The sequence below is a fragment of the Streptomyces sp. NPDC002788 genome, assembly GCF_053592115.1.
On sequence record NZ_JBSFVB010000006.1, the window covers coordinates 300,635 to 315,378 of the forward strand.

At 73.8% G+C, this 14,744-nt stretch carries 14 protein-coding genes and 2 pseudogenes; 9 read left to right on the forward strand and 7 right to left on the reverse strand.

Annotated features, from left to right (window positions below):
- The first annotated feature begins 37 nt into the window (after positions 1 to 37).
- From ACWD1U_RS14355 to ACWD1U_RS14370, 4 genes are all read left to right on the forward strand, one after another.
- Positions 38 to 475 (forward strand): MarR family winged helix-turn-helix transcriptional regulator, encoded by a 438-nt coding sequence (locus ACWD1U_RS14355; protein WP_451107420.1) that lies wholly within the window; start codon positions 38 to 40, stop codon positions 473 to 475.
- A 205-nt stretch (positions 476 to 680) separates the two neighbouring features.
- On the forward strand, positions 681 to 1,058 hold the full coding sequence (locus tag ACWD1U_RS14360) for an anti-sigma factor antagonist (RefSeq protein WP_451107421.1): 378 nt from the start codon (positions 681 to 683) through the stop codon (positions 1,056 to 1,058).
- Positions 1,059 to 1,163: 105 nt separating this feature from the next.
- Positions 1,164 to 1,826, forward strand: coding sequence for a DUF4230 domain-containing protein (locus ACWD1U_RS14365; protein WP_451107422.1), 663 nt, complete (start codon positions 1,164 to 1,166; stop codon positions 1,824 to 1,826).
- Positions 1,827 to 2,002: 176 nt separating this feature from the next.
- Entirely contained in the window at positions 2,003 to 2,542 is a 540-nt protein-coding gene (locus ACWD1U_RS14370; protein WP_451107423.1) for a VanZ family protein, read from the forward strand.
- A 63-nt stretch (positions 2,543 to 2,605) separates the two neighbouring features.
- On the opposite strand, the gene ACWD1U_RS14375 is transcribed toward ACWD1U_RS14370, so the two are convergent.
- Together ACWD1U_RS14375 and ACWD1U_RS14380 are read right to left on the reverse strand one after the other, a co-directional pair.
- Positions 2,606 to 2,842: a hypothetical protein gene (locus ACWD1U_RS14375; RefSeq protein ID WP_451107425.1), complete on the reverse strand. Its 237-nt coding sequence runs from the start codon at positions 2,840 to 2,842 to the stop codon at positions 2,606 to 2,608.
- A gap of 393 nt (positions 2,843 to 3,235) precedes the next feature.
- Positions 3,236 to 4,045, reverse strand: coding sequence for an SDR family oxidoreductase (locus ACWD1U_RS14380; protein WP_451107426.1), 810 nt, complete (start codon positions 4,043 to 4,045; stop codon positions 3,236 to 3,238).
- Between the two features lie 123 nt (positions 4,046 to 4,168).
- Here ACWD1U_RS14380 and ACWD1U_RS14385 point away from each other — a divergent pair, with 123 nt between their 5' ends.
- The 4 genes from ACWD1U_RS14385 to ACWD1U_RS14400 all read left to right on the forward strand — a co-directional run bounded on the left by ACWD1U_RS14385 (position 4,169) and on the right by ACWD1U_RS14400 (position 8,576).
- Positions 4,169 to 5,197, forward strand: a complete 1,029-nt coding sequence (locus ACWD1U_RS14385) for a PHP domain-containing protein (protein ID WP_451107428.1) — start codon at positions 4,169 to 4,171, stop codon at positions 5,195 to 5,197.
- A 39-nt stretch (positions 5,198 to 5,236) separates the two neighbouring features.
- A complete protein-coding gene (locus ACWD1U_RS14390) occupies positions 5,237 to 5,893 on the forward strand; it encodes an HAD family hydrolase (RefSeq protein ID WP_451107429.1) in 657 nt (218 codons plus the stop codon).
- Between the two features lie 40 nt (positions 5,894 to 5,933).
- On the forward strand, positions 5,934 to 7,247 hold the full coding sequence (locus ACWD1U_RS14395) for an FUSC family protein (protein WP_451107431.1): 1,314 nt from the start codon (positions 5,934 to 5,936) through the stop codon (positions 7,245 to 7,247).
- Positions 7,248 to 7,547: 300 nt separating this feature from the next.
- Entirely contained in the window at positions 7,548 to 8,576 is a 1,029-nt protein-coding gene (locus ACWD1U_RS14400) for an SDR family oxidoreductase (protein ID WP_451107433.1), read from the forward strand.
- Between the two features lie 80 nt (positions 8,577 to 8,656).
- Here the strand turns inward: ACWD1U_RS14400 and ACWD1U_RS14405 are convergent, their stop codons facing one another.
- The 4 genes and pseudogenes from ACWD1U_RS14405 to ACWD1U_RS14420 all read right to left on the reverse strand — a co-directional run bounded on the left by ACWD1U_RS14405 (position 8,657) and on the right by ACWD1U_RS14420 (position 13,069).
- Entirely contained in the window at positions 8,657 to 8,929 is a 273-nt protein-coding gene (locus ACWD1U_RS14405) for a hypothetical protein (RefSeq protein WP_451107435.1), read from the reverse strand.
- Between the two features lie 60 nt (positions 8,930 to 8,989).
- Positions 8,990 to 9,424, reverse strand: a pseudogene (locus tag ACWD1U_RS14410) (ROK family protein); the annotation flags it as partial.
- 4 nt (positions 9,425 to 9,428) lie between these two features.
- Positions 9,429 to 9,865 (reverse strand): annotated as a pseudogene (locus ACWD1U_RS14415) (aminoglycoside phosphotransferase family protein); the annotation flags it as partial.
- A gap of 30 nt (positions 9,866 to 9,895) precedes the next feature.
- On the reverse strand, positions 9,896 to 13,069 hold the full coding sequence (locus ACWD1U_RS14420; protein ID WP_451107437.1) for a cytochrome P450: 3,174 nt from the start codon (positions 13,067 to 13,069) through the stop codon (positions 9,896 to 9,898).
- 146 nt (positions 13,070 to 13,215) lie between these two features.
- Here ACWD1U_RS14420 and ACWD1U_RS14425 point away from each other — a divergent pair, with 146 nt between their 5' ends.
- Positions 13,216 to 13,869, forward strand: a complete 654-nt coding sequence (locus tag ACWD1U_RS14425) for a helix-turn-helix transcriptional regulator (RefSeq protein ID WP_451107439.1) — start codon at positions 13,216 to 13,218, stop codon at positions 13,867 to 13,869.
- Here ACWD1U_RS14425 and ACWD1U_RS14430 read toward each other — a convergent pair.
- Positions 13,809 to 14,723, reverse strand: a complete 915-nt coding sequence (locus ACWD1U_RS14430) for a DUF3626 domain-containing protein (RefSeq protein ID WP_451107441.1) — start codon at positions 14,721 to 14,723, stop codon at positions 13,809 to 13,811. The genes ACWD1U_RS14425 and ACWD1U_RS14430 overlap by 61 nt on opposite strands.
- Between the last annotated feature and the right edge of the window lie 21 nt (positions 14,724 to 14,744).

Here is a 14,744-nt window from a genome sequence, read left to right on the forward strand (position 1 = left end):
ACAGACAGGTTTCCTGTCAATGTTCTAACCTGCGTCCATGCTCGACGCACAGGTGACCAAGGCGCCCCCGTCCCTGCTCTACATGGTCAAGCAGGTGGAGCTCGTCGTGCGCTCCCATCTCGACGAGCTGGTCAGACCTTCCGGGATCACCGCTCTTCAGTACACCGCGCTGACCGTGCTGGAACGGCACGACGGACTGTCCGCGGCCCAACTGGCGCGCGACTCCTTCGTCACCGCGCAGTCCATCGCGGACCTCGTCCGCTCTCTGGAGGGCCGCGGGCTGGTGCGCCGGGAGCGCAACCCGAGCAACCGCCGGGAGTTGCTGATCCTGCTCACCGACGACGGCCGCGAGCTGCTCGCGCGGCACGCCGGGCCCGTCAGGGAGCTGGAGGAACGGATGGTGCGCGACCTCACCGCGCACCAGACCGAGCAGTTCCGCCAGGCGCTCGGCAAGGCCTGGCACGCCCTGTCCTGACCCCCGCCGGGCCCTCGCGGCGCGCCCCGGAATCACACCCGCGCACGCCCCGGCGTGAACCTCGGCCAACTCGGCCTGAATTCAATGTCATATGTCAATCGAACATGCTCAAATTCACTCGTTGGAGGGTAACTTGCAGGACGGGGAACGGATGTGAAGCCGTGCCCCCTCCCCACGCACGGAGCAGGCTGGAGGCGATCTCGTCGTGCGGCAGGAACCTGCACCGCTCACCCGGTATCTGCGGGTCCGCGAGGAACGGGGGCACACGGTGCTGGAGTTCCGCGGTGAGATCGACCTCGCCGCGGCCGCGGAGATCGCCCCGCACCTGGACCGGGAGACCGACCGCCCCGCCGCCCGGGTCGTGATCGACCTCAGCGGGACCGAGTTCTTCGACTGTTCGGGCCTGCGGCTGCTGTACCGGGCCCGGAGCCGGGTGCTCGACCGACACGGGTACGTGCTGCTCGTCTGCCCCCACCCACTGACGCTGCGCGTCCTGCGGATCACCGGCCTGTCGCGGCTGCTGCCGCCGCAGCCGACGCTGGACGCGGCGCTGGAGCGTCCTGAGGCGACGTCCCGCCCGTGACGGGTGTGCGCCCTGCCTGCTTCCGCCGGGGGCGTCGAATCCTCGACTCAGCGGTCTGGCAGGGGTCGTGGCGGGCATCCGGACAGTAGGAAGGAGGGCCGTCGCATGACGACTCCCGTCAAGCGCCTCCCCAGGCGCATGCCCGGCTGGGCGAAGGTGGTGGCCGCGCTCGTGCTGGTGCTGGTCGTGTTCTTCGCCGGGCTCCGGCTGAGCGTGCTCCCGGGACTGAAGGACCTGTTCGGCACCGAGACACAGGACCGGTCCGGTCCCGCCCTGCTGAAGTCGGTCCAGGACATCAGCCGGTACAACGCCGCCTCCGGCAACTTCCAGGTCGTCGTGGACCTGGAGAAGGACGTCAAGCTCCTGCCCGACGCGATCCGCGGCACCCGCACGCTGTACGTCGGGGCGGGCACCGTGGACGCCTACGTCGACCTGGGCAAGGTCGGCGAGAACGACGTGGCTGTCAACGGCGACCGCACGTCCGCCACGCTCCGGCTGCCCCACGCGCAACTGGGCGAGCCCGCCCTCGACCCCGACCGCTCCTACGCCGTCTCCAAGCAGCGCGGTCTCTTCGACCGCCTCGGCGACCTCTTCTCGGACAACCCCAACGGCGAGCAGGCCGTGCAGAAACTCGCGGCACGGCACATCAAGGACGCGGCGAAGGAGAGCGAGTTGACCGCGCGCGCCGAGTCGAACACCACCGGCATGCTCGAAGGTCTGCTGCGGTCCCTGGGCTTCAAGGAAGTGCGCGTCACGTACGGCGACTGACCGGCTCCCGGCCCTCCGGAACGGCTCCCCGGCAGTCGGGAGCGGCGCCGCGCCGGCGGCCGGGAGTGCCCCGGCGGAAGGCGGGAAACCGAGGGTGGGACGGCCGTCGGCGGCATCCTCGGTGTTTCCGCGGGTAACCGCCTACCAGGCAGCGAAGTTGAAGACTGGAGGACCGAATGGCCGGTGCAGCCTCACGTCCCCGGACCGCAGGGTCCGGGACCGAGCGACGCCCGCTCCCACTGCCCCTCCGGCTGCTGGCGATACTGTGCGCCTTCACGTTCATGGTCGCCTTCGCCGTGGTGCTGGCCCGGCTGACTCTGCAGCCCTCGCCCGCCTCGGAGGCTCTGACCCACAGCAATCTGCAGCCGGGCAGCTCCCTCAGGGCCTATATCGACCAGCCCGAGCTCCGGGACGCCTTCCGGCAGATCGGCGGCAACATCCTCCTGGGTGTCCCCTTCGGCGTCCTCGTCCCCGTCGTCGCGCCCGGCACCCGCGGCATCCTCCGCGTCCTGCTCCTGACCGCGGTCGTGATGCTCCTGGTGGAATTCGCCCAGGGCGCCCTGGTCACCGGCCGTGCCTTCGACATCGACGACGTCATCCTCAACACGACGGGCGCGCTGATCGGTTACCTGCTCCTGGGACGCCGGCTGAGCCGCGCGGTACACGCGCGCAAGCCGGGCGGGAACCGGGCGGGGAAAGCGACGGCGAGCGGCTGACCTGATCCGGGCCGTCCCCGCGGACGGCATGATCGGGAGATCGTACGCCGCCGGCGGTGGTGCCTAGTGCACGGTCCAGGTGAACTTGTCTCCGCCCACCCAGCGGACCACGTCCGGGTCGTCCAGGTCGTGGACCGTGATGCCGAACGCGGCCGCGGCCGTCAGGACGTCGGTGATGACCTTGGCCTCTCCGACCACCTGGCCGTCGATCTCCACGATCCGGAACGGCGGTGTGCCCGGCTGCACCCCGAGCACCATGATCCGGGGGCGCGCTATGTGCGGGCTCGAGATTTCGGTCATGCATCGAGCGTAGAGCGGAACCGGCGATGGCGCGGGGTCGAGTCAGCGGCCCAGGTACCGGCGGTGGCCGTTCGGCCGCCGTCGTATCAACCCGTGGTGCCAGGCCCCGGGGGCCGCCGGTGAGGTGCGCGCGCCGTCGGTGTCCGGAACGGCGGCCCCGTGCCCGTGGCCCCGCGGTGGAACCGTGCCCCGCCGCAGGAGACGGTGCGCAGTCCCACCGGGGTCCGCTCAGGGGTCCTTGCACTGTGCCCGCCCGCGTCGGGCGGCCTGGCACCGAGCCTCGCCGCGTTGCCGAAACGCCCGGGCAGCTCCGCCACCAGGGCGCTCCGGCGCCTTGCGATGCACGGCACCGGACCGCGCGACCTGACCGGACGCTCATAGTGCAAGGACCCCTCAGGGGCGGCGCCAGTCGTGGCCCGGCAGGTGCGAACCGGCCTGCGGGCCCATCCGGAGCATGCCGCCGTCGACGCTCCAGGAGGCGCCGGTGACGTACGTGGCGTCCGGGCCGGCGAGGAAGGCGATGACGGCGGCGACCTCGCGGGCGTCACCGGGCCGGCCGAGCGGGATGCCGGGGCGGCTCTCGGTGTGCGGGTCGGTGTCCTCCTGCCCGGTCATGGGCGTGGAGATCTCGCCGGGCGCGACGGCGTTGACGGTGATGCGGTGCTCGGCGAGTTCGAGCGCCATGACCTGGGTGAGCAGCCCGAGTCCGCCCTTTGCGGCGCAGTACGGGGCGGCGCCCACCCGCGGCTGGTGCTCGTGGACGGACGTCACGTTGACGATCCGGCCCCCGTCGCCGTGCCGGATCATGCGCCGCGCGGCCTTCTGCCCGCACAGGAACGGCCCGACCAGGTCGACGTCCAAGACCTCGCGCACGTCGGAGAGTTCCAGGTCGAGGAACGGCGTCATGGTGCCGGTGCCGGCGTTGTTGACGAGCACGTCGATCCTGCCGAGGCGCTCGCACAGCTCGTCGACGGTGTCGGCGGCGTCGGGCAGCCGGGTGAGGTCCATCCGGGCGACCTCGGCCCGCTGTCCGTGCGCGCGGACCTCCTCGGCCGTCTCCTGCGCCCCTTTCTCGTCGCTGTGCCAGGTGATACCGATGTCCATGCCGGCCTGGGCCAGGCGTACGGCGGTGGCCCGGCCGATGCCGGAGTCGGCGCCGGTGATCACGGCGACCTTGCTGTGGGGCGCGGTGGGGGCGGGCATGACGGGCCTCCTCGTCGGCGCGGTCGGGACGAGGCATCGCAGTACCCGGGGGGATGCGGGGCAAACCGCCCGTCCGTCGTGCGGGCCGCGGGGCGCTGGGGAACCCTTGAGGTGGAGGTGGTGATGGACCCCGTCGAGGCACTGGACCGGATCGCCTTCCTGCTGGAGCGGTCCCTGGCGCCGACCTACCGTGTGCGCGCCTTCCGTACGGCGGCCCGGGTGCTGAAGGAGCTGGGCGAGGACGAGGTGACCCGGCGGGCCGCGGACGGTTCGCTGGAGGGGCTCAAGGGGGTCGGGCCCAAGACCGCGCAGGTGGTGCGGGAGGCGCTGGCCGGTCAGGTGCCCGGCTATCTGTCGAAGCTGGAGGGCGAGGCAGGGCGGCAGCCTGCCGTGCGGGGCGGGGAGGAGCTGCGGGCGCTGCTGCGCGGGGACTGCCATCTGCACTCCGACTGGTCGGACGGCGGCAGCCCGATCGAGGAGATGGGCCGGGCCGCGGCGGCACTGGGTCACGAGTGGGCGGCGCTGACCGACCACTCGCCGCGGCTGACGGTGGCGCGCGGCCTGTCGGCCGAGCGGCTGCGGGAGCAGCTGGAGGTGGTGGCGGAGCTGAACGAGACCTGGGCTCCGTTCCGGCTGCTGACCGGCATCGAGTGCGACATCCTCGAGGACGGCTCGCTCGACCAGGAGCCGGAGCTGCTGGAGCAGCTCGACGTCGTGGTGGCGTCGGTGCACTCCAAGCTGCGGATGGACGCCCGGTCGATGACCCGGCGGATGGTGGCCGCCGTACGGGATCCGCACTCGGACGTGCTGGGGCACTGCACGGGGCGGCTGGTGACCGGGCGGGGGCGGCCGGAGTCGGAGTTCGACGCGGACGAGGTGTTCGCGGCCCTCGCGGAGACGGGCACCGCCCTGGAGATCAACAGCAGGCCGGAGCGGCTCGACCCGCCGCGGCGGCTGCTGCGCCGGGCCGTGGACGCGGGGGTGCTGTTCTCCGTCAACACCGACGCGCACGCGCCCGGGCAGTTGGACTGGCAGATCAACGGGTGCGCGCGGGCGGAGGAGTGCGGGGTGCCGCCCGAGCGGGTGGTGACCGCTTGGTCCCTCGACGAGCTGCTGGCGTGGACCCGTGAGCGGCGAGTGCCGTCCGGCTGACGTGGTACTCGCGCGGCCGGAGAGGAAGGGACTGCATCTATGGAACGCGCGGCCGTGTTCGACGTCGACGGCACGCTGGTCGACACCAACCATCTGCACGTGGTCGCCTGGTGGGAGGCTTTCCGGCAGGCGGGCCACCAGGTGCCTATGCACGCCGTCCACCGGGCCGTGGGCCTGCCGTCCACGGACCTCGTCGCCCACCTGCTCGGCGACGACCGGGACAAGGCCCAGGACGCGGACATCAGCGCCGGCCACAAGGCGCTGTACGGGCAGTACTTCGACCGGCTGCCCGCGCTGCCGCAGGCCGGGGCGCTGCTGCGGCGCCTGCACCGGGACGGCTGGACGGTGGTGCTGGCCACGTCGGCGGGCGGCGCCGAGCTGGACGCGCTGCGCCGGGCGATCGACGCGGACGACGCCATCGCCGCCACCGCGAGCGCCGACGACGTCGACGAGGGCAAGCCCGCACCCGAGCCGGTCGAGCACGCTCTGGAGCTGGCCGGGGTGCCCGCCGAGCGGGCGGTGTTCGTCGGCGACACCGTGTGGGACATGCTCGCGGGCAGCCGGGCCGGGGTGCGGTGCGTGGGTGTCCTGTGCGGCGGCATCCCGCGCTCGGACCTGGAGGGGTCCGGCGCGGACGCGGTCTACGCCGACCCCGCGCACCTGCTGTCCGCCCTCGGGGACGGTCCGCTCGCATGACGCGAGGTGAAACCCCCGGTCACGGGGATACCCGCAGCGCATGACGCGTGTGACGAGTGCGGTACGGCGGACGGCGGGAGCCATCCGCCTGCGGAGGGACAGCGGCACGGCGGCCGGCACGGCACGGGCCTCGGGTGCGCGGACCGAGGGGGCGGCGACGAAGCGAGGACGGACCAGCGACCTGGAACAGGGAGGGCGAGCCGTACGGCCGGTGGACGCCGTACGGCGGGAGACGCGGAGTGCCTGGGACGCGGTGCGGGCGGCCTGGCGTGGCCCCGGACGGGAACGGGATCTGGTCGTCCAGTCGCTCAAGGCCGCCTTGGCCGCGGTGATCGCCTGGCTGATCGGCGGCGTCTGGATGGGGGACCCGCTGGCGCTGATGGCGCCGTGGGTGGCGCTGGTGCTGGTGCAGGCCACCGTCTACAGCTCGCTGGTGCAGGGCGCGCGGCAGTTCGGGGCGATCTGCGTCGGCGCCCTGCTGGCTTCGGCGGCCCAGGCGATCACCGGTGACACCACGGGCGCGCTCGCCCTGTCCGTGCCGGTGCTGATGCTGCTCGCGAACTGGCCCCGCTTCGGCGACCAGGGCATCTACGCGGCGACGACGGCCCTGTTCACCGTCACCGCCGGCACGGTGAGCCTGTCCGGCGTCGGGCACCGGGTGGGCTTGGCCGCGCTCGGCGCCGTCATCGGCGTGGCCGTGAACGCGCTGATCCTGCCGCCGATCCATCTGCGCGACGTGCGGGAGAACCTGGCGGCGCTCGCCCGTGAGGCGGGGGACGTCCTGCACACCGTCGCCGCGGACCTGCGCGAGGGCGAGTGGGACGCGGAGACCGCCGCCGGCTGGGTCGGCGCCTCGGCCGGGCTGGACCACCGCCTGGACGCCCTGCAGTCGGCGCGCCGGTGGAGCCAGGAGAGCCTGCGTCTGACCTACGGGCCGCTGCGCGCCCTGCACCGCGTCCCGAACGGCGCCGCCCTGCCGCCGGTGGCGCAGGACGAGCGGTTCGCCCGGGTCACCGGGCACGTCATGGCCTTGACGCGGGCCTTGGCGGTGTCCGTGGACGACAACCGGACACCCGCCCCGCCCGAGGGCCCGGCGCTGCGCGCGTACGCGCGGCTGCTGGAGCTGATCGGGGAGGCCTGTCACGCGCAGGCGGACAGTCTGCGCGAGGGCGGCCCGGACGGCCGTCCCGGCGGCGAGACCGAGACGGCGATGCGTGACCTGCACGAGGAGTTGCAGGACCGGCTGTGCCGGCACGCCGAGGAGGGCGCCGCGAACACCGCCGTCCTGGGCACGCTGCTGCTGCAGGCGGAGAACCTGTGGGCGGAGACCGTTCCGGACGACCGGCCACGGTGACGCGCATCACCGCGAAAGGCGCCTCGGCGTGGAACCCCGGAGGCGGTTCCCGTTGAACGACAGGTGGGCACGGAGGGGACAGTGCCCCCGGGCCTCACCATCCGCCCACAGGGACGATCGTTCGGCTGAAGCCCTCCTGGAGCCCCATCGCCGAGAGGCGACCGCCGTCCGCGCCCACTCCGAGCCGCCCCGGCCGTGCTTCCCCCGTCCGGCCGGGGCTTCTTTCTGCCCACGTGCAATACGCCCCACCCGGGTACTCGGTCATCTCTCGCGGGACCACGCGGCCGAGAGGAGCCAGAGGTGAACAGCGCAACGGGTAGGAAGATCGTCGTCACGGGCGCCACGGGCAACGTGGGCACCAGCGTCGTGCGCCTTCTCTCCGAGGATCCGGAGGTCGGTTCCGTGCTGGGCCTGGCTCGCCGGCTACCGGACTGGTCGCCGCCGAAGACGGACTGGGACGCGGTCGATCTGGCCTCCGAGGGGCCCGGTCTGGTGGAGCGGTTCGCGGGCGCCGACGCGGTGGTCCATCTGGCTTGGGCGTTCCAGCCGACGCACGACCCGGCGGCGACCTGGCGGACCAACGTGCTCGGCAGCATGCGGGTGTTCGAGGCGGTGGCGGCGGCCGGGGTGCCGGCGCTGGTGCACGCCTCGTCGGTCGGCGCGTACTCCCCCGGCCCGAAGGACGAGGCGGTGGACGAGTCGTGGCCGACGCACGGCTGGCCGGACGCCGCGTACTGCCGCGAGAAGGCATATCTGGAACGCGCTCTGGACACGTTCGAGCGCGACCATCCCGGGACGCGGGTGGTGCGGATGCGGCCCGCCTTCCTCTTCAAGTGGGAGTCCGCGAGTGAGCAGCGCCGCATCTTCGGCGGCCGCTTCCTGCCCGGCCCGTTGGCCCGCCCGGAGCTGCTGCCCTTCCTGCCCGACATCCCCGGGCTGCGGGTGCAGGCCCTGCACACGGACGACGCGGCCGACGCCTACCGGCTGGCCGTGCGTTCCGATGTCCGGGGCGCCTTCAACCTGGCTGCCGAGCCCGCGGTCGACGCGCGGTTGCTGGGCGAGATGCTCGGGGCGCGGCCGGTGCGGCTGCCGCGCACGGCGGCCCGCTCGGCGATCGCAGCCGCCTGGGGCCTGCACCTGCTGCCCGCCTCCCCGCACCTGTTCGACGCGGTGCTGCGGCTGCCGCTGATGGACTGCACGCGAGCCCGCACCGAGCTCGGCTGGGAGCCGCGGCGTACGGCGACGGAGGTGCTGGAGGAGTTCCTTCGGGGGCTTCAGCAGGGCGGGGGCGCACAGACGGACCCGATGCGGGGACGCAAGGTGGGCTGACCCGCGAAACGACACGTGGCAGGGCCGGGGGCCGCAGCCGACCCCCACAGTCGGCTGCGGCCCCCGGCGGTGGGCCCTCCTCAGGCGGAGGGCTCGTCCGGCACCGGGTTCTCGGTCTGTACCGTTCCCGAGCGCGGTGCCCCTTGCCGGCCCGTCCCCGCCTCGTCCGTGTCGGGGACGTCACCGGCCGGCTCGTCGGCCTCGTCGGCCTGGTCCTTGTCGTCCTCGCCGCTGCCCGTGAAGCGCGGTGCGACCTCCCACGGGTCCTCGCCGGCGTCGGCCTGCTGGTCCGGCATGTCCCGCGGGACGGGCTCACCGTTCTCGCCGGGTGCGTCGAGGCGGTGGTCGGTCACGGCGTACTCCCTTCGGTCGTCCGGCGCCAGGCGAGTACCTCCGCGGTGATCTGCGAAACCTCAGCGCGGTGCCCGCTCCTGGAGCGCGGTGCGCCAGGCCGGGAGCGGATTCTCCTGGGCCGGGTCGGGACGCCGGCCGCAGCGCGCGAAGAAGTGGGCGAGCGGCAGGACGGCGGCGCCGACCGCGACCGCGTCGGGCCCGGGCCGGCCCAGGTCGACGGTCACCTTCCCTGCCGGGTGACGCAGGGCGTACGACACGGCGTGGCGGCGTACGGCGGGCAGGAAGCGGGAGCCGAGCGCCAGGCCCGCCCAGCCGCCGATGAGGATGTGCTCGGGCTGCAAGAGGTTGATCAGGTCGGGCAAGCCCGCGCCCAGGTGCTTGGCGGTCTCCTTCAGGACCAGGGCGGCCGGGTCGGCCTCGCCGTCCCCGGGCGGGTAGGCGGCGGGCATCGCCGTGAGGGCGGTCTCCTCGTCGGTGCCGTCCGGGACCCGGCCGCAGCCAGCCGCCGGCGAGCGGGCCGAGGGCGCCGGACGGGTAGCCGGGGCCGGGGCCGGTCACACGGTGCAGGCGGGCCACCTGCCGTCCCAGCTCCGTCCGCAGCGCGATCTGTTCCGGGTCGGTGAGCGTGCCGTCCCATGGGTCGCCCGGGCAGCAGGGAGTCCTCCCCCAGGGACACCACCCGCAGTGCGGGAACACCGACGCCGGCGGCCCCGCGGGAGAACTCGGCCTCCGAGACGAGCAGCCGTCGCTCGTGCCGGAGGCCGGGCGTGGCCGCGGCGGGCGGGATCTTCGGCACCTGGCGGCGCCGTCGGTGAGACGGAGCTCCACGACGGTGTTGCAGGTGCCGCCGGTCAGCGGCGCGAGGTGGGCGCGGGTGCCGGGGTCCGGGCCCCCGCCTCCAGGATGTGCCGGGCCCGTTCCCAGGAGTCCACCACCGGGTGCCCACCTCTCCCCCGCGTCCGCGGTCAGCCGGCGGCGTACACGTCCTCGACGTAACGCCCGTCCGCGATCAGCCCGTCGAGCCACTGCTCGGCAGCGGCGTCATCGGCGTCCGGCGTGTGCTTGCGGAACAGCGTACGGAACGCCTCCCGCACCCCGGGCGCCATTCGGGAACCGTCTCCGCAGACGTACACCCGCGCTCCGGCGTCAAGCAAGGCCCAGACCTCCTCGGCCTCGGCGGCGATCCGGTGCTGCACGAACCGCACCTCGCCCTCGGGGGCCTCGCTGAAGGCGGGCCGGATCGAGACGGCGCCGGCGGTCTCGGCGGCGCGCAGTTCCGCGGCGTGCAGGAAGTCCGCCTCGGGAGCGTCGCAGCCGAAGTAGCAGACGGCCGGGGCGAGTTCGGCGCCTGCCGTGAGGGCCGCCGTGCGGTCGGCGACGGCACCGCGGAACGGGGCGAGGCCGGTGCCCGCCGCGATCATGACGACCGGTGCGGGGCCGGTGGCGTCGATACGGAAGGCCTCCCGGCAGGGCTGCACGCGCGCGTACACCGTGTCACCGGGCTCGAGAGTGGTGAGGTGACCGGAGCCGGTGCCCCGGTAGAGGCCCTTGCCGGAGCGCGCGGGTGCCTGGAGCAGCGAGACCATCAGGTCCACGTGGCCGGGGTCGACGGCGGGCGAGGAGGAGATGGAGTAGTGGCGGGGGCGCAGCGGGGTGAGGAGGTCGAGGAGCTGTGGCCAGTCCAGGGCGCCGCGCAGGGCCGGGTGGTCCTCGAGTATCTCCACGAGAGTGCGCGGGTCGCCGGTGAGGGCGGCCAGGGCGGCGCGCTCCGGCGGGCACGGGTTGGCGGCGGCGAGCGCGGCCAGCTGTCCGGCGCTCGGGCGCTCCTGCAACTCCACGTGGTGGGTGAGGAGCTGCCGTACCCTCACCGGCCGGTCCACGGCGATGCCGTCGCGGCGCGGGCGGGTGGCGCGGATGTCCAGGACGGTGTCGAGGTCGGCGCCGAGCGCGGCGGCGGCGCGGCTGACCAGGTCCGGGGCGTTGGCGGGCAGCACGGTGAGGTGGTCGGCCGTGCGGTAGGTGGCGCCGTCGGGCAGCGCGACCCGGACGAACCGCTTGCGGCGCGCGTAGCCGGGGGCGGTGAGGTCGTGGGCCTCGGTGATCCGCATGGGGACGAGTTCGTGCCGTGCGGCGAGGGCGTCCAGCGTGCCGCCGGTCAGGGCGCGGACCTCGTAGGCGGTGGTGGGCTCGGGGTCCGGGGTCGTGGCGTCCGGGTCGCCGTACCGCTCCAGGAGGGCGACGCGGAGGCCGGCCGTGAACTCCCGGACCGCGCCGGTGAGGTCGCCGGAGGCGTCGGCGGCGGCGCGGTCGATCAGCCGGGTGGCGCCGGACCCCGCGAGCCGCTCGTCGATCCGGGTGGGGACGTGCTGGTAGGTGGCGGCCCAGTTGCGGTCGCCGACGCCGAGGACCGCGTAGGTCACGCCGGACAGGTCGTGGGTCTCCTCCAGCCAGGTCGCGAAGACGGTGGCGTCGTCGGTGGGGCGGCCGTTGTAGGAGGCGGCCGTGATGATCACGGGCCGGTCGGTGGGCAGGCCGTCGGCGTAGGAGTCCAGGGAGGCCACTTCGGTGTCGCAGCCGATCGTGGCGGCCTCGTCGGCGAGCTGGGCTGCGAAGTCGCGGCAGGTGCCGTAGTTGCTGCCGTGCAGGAAGAGGGCGGCGGTGCCGGGGCGGACGCGGGCGGGGAGGCCCTGCGGTTCGGCCGACCGGGAGTCCTGGACCGGGGCGGCGCCGGGCAGCGGCGTGTGGACGCGGTCGGCGGACGTGCGCGGGGTGAGCGTGAGGGTGAAGCCCTCGGGCTTGAGGGTGAGGGTCTCCTTGACGTGGAGCCGGTAGTCGGCGTGGTCGCTCAGCCGGTAGCGGTGGACGAGCATGGCCAGCAGCATGGTCGCCTCGTGCAGGGCGAACTGCCGTCCGATGCAGGCGCGTTCACCGGTGCCGAACGGCTTGAAGGCGTGCACCGGGCGCTCCGCCTCGGCCGTGAAGCGGGAGGGGTCGAACAGTTCGGGGTTGTCACCCCACACGGGCTGGCGGTGCAGCATCGGTGTGAGGACCAGGGCGGACTGCCCGGCGCGCAGCGGGATGCGGCCGCCGAGCAGCGTGTCCTCGCGGGCCTCCCGGGCGAAGACGGCGGCCGTGGGCCACAGCCGGAGCGCCTCGTTGAGGACCTGGCGGGTGTAGGTGAGGCGGCCGATCTCGTCGTACGCGGGTTCGGGGTCGGCCTGGACGCCCCACAGCTCGTCGACCTCGCGCTGCACCAGCTGGAGCGCGGTCGGGTGCTTGGCGAGGTAGTACAGGGCGAAGGACATGGCGCCGGAGGTGGTCTCGTGGCCGGCGATCAGGAAGGTGATGACCTGGTTGCGGATGTTGGCGGCGTCGAGGGTGCTGCCGTCGGCGGGGTGCTGGGCGGTGAGCATGAGGCCGAGGAGGTCGTCGGCCTGGCTCTGGTCGGTGCCGGTGCGGGCGGCGATGACCTCGTCGACGACCTGGGCGAGGTAGGCGGAGTCGTCCCGGAAGGCCTCGTCCTGCGCCGAGTAGTCCTTGCCCGGGACGCGCGCGAGGCGGGTCATGCTCCACTCCAGGCAGCGGACCATCGATTCGACGAAGGGGTGCGGCTCGGAGCGCTCGAAGGAGCCGAAGTCGTAGCCGAAGCCGGCGAGTCCGATGGTGTCGAGCGTCATGCGGGTCATGTCGCCGGGCACGTCGACGGGCTGCCCGGCGCGGGCATCGCGGTCCCAGGAGGCGATGAGCCTGCGGGCCACCTCCAGCATCACGGGGTGGTAGGTCCGCATCGAGCCCAGCGCGAAGGCGGGCATGAGGATGTCGTGCGCCTTGGCCCAGTTGGGCTCGTCGTTGTACGCCGTGAACAGGCCGTCGGCGGCGAACTCGCGGACGTTCTCCAGACCGGGCCCGATGTGCTTGGCGAACCGCTGCTCGTCCGCGAGTTCGGCCACGAGGTCCAGATCGCCCACGAACAGGGTGTCCCGCCCGTACAGCCGCCGCACGAACACGGGCCCGTGCTCGCGCATCAGGTCCATGGCCTGCTGGACGGGCGCGTCGCCGGGTCCGGTGCCGGAGATGTCGGCGACGGGGACGCCGGGGAGGTCGGCTGCGGGCCGGGGGGTCTGTGCGGTGGGGCGCATGACGCGACAACTGCCTTTCGCGGTACGGAAGTACTGCGTTCCAGCGTGATCCACGGGACCCGGCGGACGGCGCCGCGGCCCTACATGATTGTGTAGTACATGCAGACGCGTCGCCCTTGCGCGGGGACGGCCCGGCGTGGCAGGAGATGCTCGTGGACCAGGCCCGGCAGGAGGCCGTGACATGGCGCAACCGCGCCCTGCTCCTCTTCGACCGGGTCGCGATGCCGGTCGCGGTGTGTGACGTGTACGGGGCGGTGCTGCTCGCCAATCCGGCGATGGCCGCGGAGTGCGGTACGACGCCGGGGCGGCTGCGCGGCCGTGACGTGCTGGACCTGTTCAGCCCGCGGGAGGCCACGCAGGTGGAGCGGATCGCCGAGGCGCTGCGCCTGCGGCACCGCTCGCGTTATCAGGTGTCGGTCCGCTGGCGGGCCCCCGGCGGCGCGGAGCGGTACGGCGTACTGACGGCGGATCCGGTGAGCGACACGGTGGAGGACACTCCGGCGCTGCTGGTCATGCTCCGGGTCGACGCCGAACGCGAGCACCCCTTCCCCGCCCCGCCCGCGGACGAGGTCCGGGTCTCCCCCACGGAGGCCCGCATCCTGGCGCTCCTGGCGGCCGGCCGCACCACGGCCCGAACGGCCCGGGAAACCGGCCTCACCACCGACGGCGTGACGTACCACCTGCGCCGCCTGTCGTCCCGCTGGAGCGCGGCCAACCGCACGGAACTGGTGGCGCGGGCCTATGCGCTGGGGGTGCTCAGGCCGGGGGTCTGGCCGCCACAGGCCCCGGGAGCCGGGTAGGCCGTGCCGGCACCCTCGGGGGCGCCGAAGCGGGCAAGCGTGTGCCAGACCATCTTCAGGTCCTGTAGTTCGTACCGGCCGGTGCGGGCGGCATCGCCGATGGCCCGCGGGTCGACGAGGCCGTCCCGGGCGATCCGGGCGCCCAGCTCCGCGTACTCGGGGCCCCGGTACCCCGCATGGCGGCGCAGCTCCGCCACGGTGAGCCGGTAGCCGGGGTGCCACTCGACCGGGCACGGCAGACGCCGGGCCGCGGCCTCGAGGGGCGTGCCGCGGTAACAGGCGTCCAGCACGAGCGCCTCCACGTCCCGGGCGAGGACGACACCGCCGTGCACCTGGGCTTCGACGTAGTCGTTCAGGGCGTCCTGCCGGTCCGCCTCGGCCAGCGCGATCAGGGACATCCCGGCCGCGACGCCGAAGTCGGCCGGCTCGGCGGCGCTGTCGGGGTAGCAGAACGTGGCGCGGGCCAGGGCCCCGGCACGCAGCCGAAAGTGCGAGGAGCCGAACCTGGGGGCCGCGCCGACCACTTGCCGGCGGAAGTTCAGGGCGCCGTACACGGGCCTCTCATGCCCGGCCGCCTCGTCGTACGCCCCGCCGAAGATCCGGCTCTCCCAGCGCCACCGGTCACCTCCGGGGCGGGCCGTGAGGCCGCCGTTGCCGGTGCCCGTGACGAACTGCGAGTGATAGGCGCCGTCCTGCGCCAGCGCCGTGAGGATCGGCCGGCCGTGCGCCGTCCGGTCCGGGTGGAAGTTGAGGGTGATACGCAGGTGCGGGTCGACGGCTGGTCCCGCCGAGCGGGCCGCCACATGACGCAGTGCCGACCGTGCGCGTGAAGAGGCGATCTCCCGGAAATCCACTGGCTCTCCCTCGTGGCCGAT

Bases quoted from the DNA above. Each gene is read 5' to 3' on its own strand.
- ACWD1U_RS14425 (WP_451107439.1), top strand. From the start codon at position 13,216: ATGCTCGTGGACCAGGCCCGGCAGGAGGCCGTGACATGGCGCAACCGC.
- ACWD1U_RS14420 (WP_451107437.1), bottom strand. From the start codon at position 13,069: ATGCGCCCCACCGCACAGACCCCCCGGCCCGCAGCCGACCTCCCCGGC.
- ACWD1U_RS14390 (WP_451107429.1), top strand. From the start codon at position 5,237: ATGGAACGCGCGGCCGTGTTCGACGTCGACGGCACGCTGGTCGACACC.
- ACWD1U_RS14370 (WP_451107423.1), top strand. From the start codon at position 2,003: ATGGCCGGTGCAGCCTCACGTCCCCGGACCGCAGGGTCCGGGACCGAG.
- ACWD1U_RS14385 (WP_451107428.1), top strand. From the start codon at position 4,169: ATGGACCCCGTCGAGGCACTGGACCGGATCGCCTTCCTGCTGGAGCGG.
- ACWD1U_RS14375 (WP_451107425.1), bottom strand. From the start codon at position 2,842: ATGACCGAAATCTCGAGCCCGCACATAGCGCGCCCCCGGATCATGGTG.
- ACWD1U_RS14355 (WP_451107420.1), top strand. From the start codon at position 38: ATGCTCGACGCACAGGTGACCAAGGCGCCCCCGTCCCTGCTCTACATG.
- ACWD1U_RS14395 (WP_451107431.1), top strand. From the start codon at position 5,934: ATGACGCGTGTGACGAGTGCGGTACGGCGGACGGCGGGAGCCATCCGC.
- ACWD1U_RS14365 (WP_451107422.1), top strand. From the start codon at position 1,164: ATGACGACTCCCGTCAAGCGCCTCCCCAGGCGCATGCCCGGCTGGGCG.
- ACWD1U_RS14380 (WP_451107426.1), bottom strand. From the start codon at position 4,045: ATGCCCGCCCCCACCGCGCCCCACAGCAAGGTCGCCGTGATCACCGGC.